2 protein-coding genes and 1 pseudogene are annotated in these 2883 nt (G+C 72.0%); all 3 read right to left on the bottom strand.

Annotation, left to right across the window (positions count from 1 at the left end; all coding sequences use genetic code 11):
• Positions 1-439: 439 nt before the first annotated feature.
• Positions 440-1387: a tetratricopeptide repeat protein gene (locus VIM26_RS19975; protein WP_331954500.1), complete on the bottom strand. Its 948-nt coding sequence runs from the start codon at positions 1385-1387 to the stop codon at positions 440-442.
• A 26-nt stretch (positions 1388-1413) separates the two neighbouring features.
• Positions 1414-2433, bottom strand: a complete 1020-nt coding sequence (locus VIM26_RS19970) for a hypothetical protein (protein ID WP_331954498.1) — start codon at positions 2431-2433, stop codon at positions 1414-1416.
• Positions 2433-2883: pseudogene (locus VIM26_RS19965) on the bottom strand (hypothetical protein); the annotation flags it as partial. The gene VIM26_RS19970 and the pseudogene VIM26_RS19965, both read right to left, overlap by 1 nt.

The raw sequence follows: 2883 nt of genomic DNA, 5'->3' as shown, positions 1-2883 counted from the left end.
CAGAGCCAAAGGCCCGACCACACCAACCGATGAACATAATGGCATCGACTACTTGGCACGCTGTTGAGTTCTCAAGGAACGAACGCGCATCGCTTTGCGGCCTTCCGACCGGGCTGCGAGGCAACCGTTCTAACTTACCCGCATCGCACCTTCCGGTCAAACTCACCGATTCGGTGAGACTCAACTCCGGAGATGCTGCGCGGTCTGACTGCCGGACACGACCTCGTCCAGGCGCCGAAGCGCCCGACTGATCCTACCCGGGGTGGCTGCCCGCCGGGACCAGCCACCGTCTGCGCTGCGAGGCGCTGCGGTGTCCGTTCCTCCCTGTCGGGGCAACATCGGGAACTTTACGCAAGGCGATCCCGGACCGTCAAATCCCGCCGACGTGACCCCCGTCACCTCGGACCGCAGCGGCGTGGACCGCTGACCTGCACCGACGTCAGTACAGGGCGTTCGCCAGCGCTCGGCGGGCCACAGGTACGCGCGGATCGTCGGCACCCACGACCTCGAACAGGTCGACCAGGCGGATCCGGACCGCCTCTCGGTCCTCCCCCGTGGTCACCCGAACGAGGTCGATCAGTCGGCTGAAAGCGTCCTCGACCTTGCCCCCGAGCACATCGAGGTCAGCCACCAGGAGCTGCGCCGCGACATCGGTCGGCCCGTCGGCCGCGGCCGTGCGGGCGGCAGAGAGGTCGGCATCCTTCGTGCGCTGGAGCAGCCCGACCTGCGCGAGCCCGGCCCTGGCCATGTCGTCCCGGGGATTCTCCCGCAGCGCCTGCGCGTAGGCCTCTGCTGCGGCGTCCAGGTCGTCCCGCTCGATCGCGTCGTACGCCGCCTGGTGCAACGGCGGCAGTGGGGGCTCCTCGACCTCGAGGGGCTCTTCGACGGCCGGCTCGCCCGGTTCTGCCGGCACCGTGCCGGTCACCCCATTGGCGGAGGCCGCCGCAAGCAGCTGGTCGATGACCGGCGCAAGCTGCTCGGCGGGGTAGGAACCCTGGAACAGCGGGACCGGTTGGCCGGCGAGGATCGCGACCACCGTGGGTAGCTGCTTGACCTGGAAGGCGGTCGCGATCTGCGGGAACGCATCGACGTCGACCCGGGAGAGCAGGAAGCGGCCGCCGTACTGGGCGGCGACGGTTCCGAGGTCACGAGCGAGCTCGTTGGCCTCCGCGCCGCGCGAGGACCACAGCAGGACCACGACCGGGTACTGCGTGGAGCTCTGCACGAGCTCCGGGAACGTCGCCTCGGTCGTATCGACGACGTACCGACCCGGGGCCGGGAATCCCCCGGGCTCGCCGGGCGGCGGCGTGGCGGGGCGACTGAGCGCGGAGAGGTCGAACGCCCCGCGCATGTCGAGGCGAGGCTGCTGGCTACTGGGTTGGCTCATGGGCGCTGCTCCCTGCTGCGGACCGGTCAGGAACCGGTGACGGACGTTCGGATGTGCTCGGCGCCCAGTACCTGGACCTGTGCCTTCTTGGCCGCCGGCGGAATGTAGAAGGCGACCACGTCGGCGTAGGTCACCTTGAGGCTGTTGCGCAGCTCGACGCCGGACTTGAGCTTGCCACCGGAGACCGCGACCAGCTCGGGCGGCGGGGACAGCGACGCTCCGCTGAAGGTCAGGTCCGACACCGTGGACATCCCGGCGACGACGAGCGCGCCGCCGTCGGCCGTGGCGAGCGCGAACGTCTGGTCCTTGACCGGGGCGTAGGTCTCGGTGAACTTCCCGGACGCCTGCTTGGCGACGTTCGCGAGCGGCTCGCGGCCGTTGACGATGCCCTTGCGGTACGAGTCGGCGGCGGTGAACGTCTTGGCGTGGGTCGACTTGTCGCCGTTGAGTAGGACGTCGGCGTACTGCGACACGACGTCGGTCGGCGTCGCGGCCAGTCCCTTGGCGTCCGGCGCCACCGGGGCGCTGCCGGTCGTCGGCGCGGCGGTGGCCGGCATCTTGACGCCGGGAAGCAGTCGGGCCCAGCCCCACAGCGTGTACTGGCTGCGCGGATCGGCCTGCTGAAGGACGAGCAGCCGCGGGCTCGACAGGTCGTCGGGCTGCGTCGTCACGACGAACTCGGTGCGAGGCCAGGCCTCGGTGCTGGGCACGACGAGCGTCTGCGCCTTGGTGGGCAGCGCGGTCAGGCCCTTCGCACCGGAGGTCGTCTTGCTGACCGAGTACTCGGCCGACCGGCTGGCGAGCGCGGGGCCCGACAGCCTGGCCTTGAGCGAGTCCGCCGACAGGGCGCCATCGGCATCAGTGAGGGTCTTGCCGAGCGCAACCAGGACGCGCTCGGACTGGTCGGTGGTCAGCGTCGGGGGCGCCACGGCGGGCGCCGCTTCCGGGTGCGGTTGCGGCAGGTCGGGGGCGCAGCCCACGAGAACCAGGGACACGACGGCGGCGAGGGCCGCCGCGCGCCGGCGGTGGTGGTGACGGGGGGTCATCAGGCGTCCTTCCCGGTTCGCGAGGTATCCGGGCCGGTCTGGTCGTCGCCACCCGAGTCGTCCGTGTCCGGGTCGCCCACGCCGGGGAATCCCCAGGCCTTGCGCCACGCCGTGCCGGGGGTCCCGACCGGAGGGGCTGGTTGGCCCTGGTCGGCCCGTACGGGCGGGAGCGCGGACGAGATCGGGGGTACGGCGGCCGCGGACCCGGCCGCGGCCGGCGTCGTGCCTCGCGGCGAAATCCCCCGCGTGGTGGGACGCGGCGGGGCCGACGGCGTCGCGGCGTCGGGCTGCAGGCCGCGCCGGGTCGACGCGCCGGGCTTGGCGTCGTCGCCGCCGGGCTTGGCGTCGCCGCCGCGTGCGCGAAGACGCGCCAGAAGGGAATTCGTCCGCAGCGACGCGGTCGCGGAGCGCTCGGACGAGCGCGGCTGCACGCTCGGGGCGGGCGCGGCC

It is taken from the genome of Pengzhenrongella sp. (genome assembly GCF_036565025.1).
Taxonomy (GTDB): Bacteria; Actinomycetota; Actinomycetes; order Actinomycetales; family Cellulomonadaceae; genus Pengzhenrongella.
The sequence above is the reverse complement of the archived record's forward strand: the minus strand, read 5'-3'. Positions and strand labels throughout refer to the sequence as shown.

Coding starts and splice junctions, on each gene's coding strand:
- VIM26_RS19975 (WP_331954500.1), bottom strand. CDS start 1,387: ATGAGCCAACCCAGTAGCCAGCAGCCTCGCCTCGACATGCGCGGGGCG.
- VIM26_RS19970 (WP_331954498.1), bottom strand. CDS start 2,433: ATGACCCCCCGTCACCACCACCGCCGGCGCGCGGCGGCCCTCGCCGCC.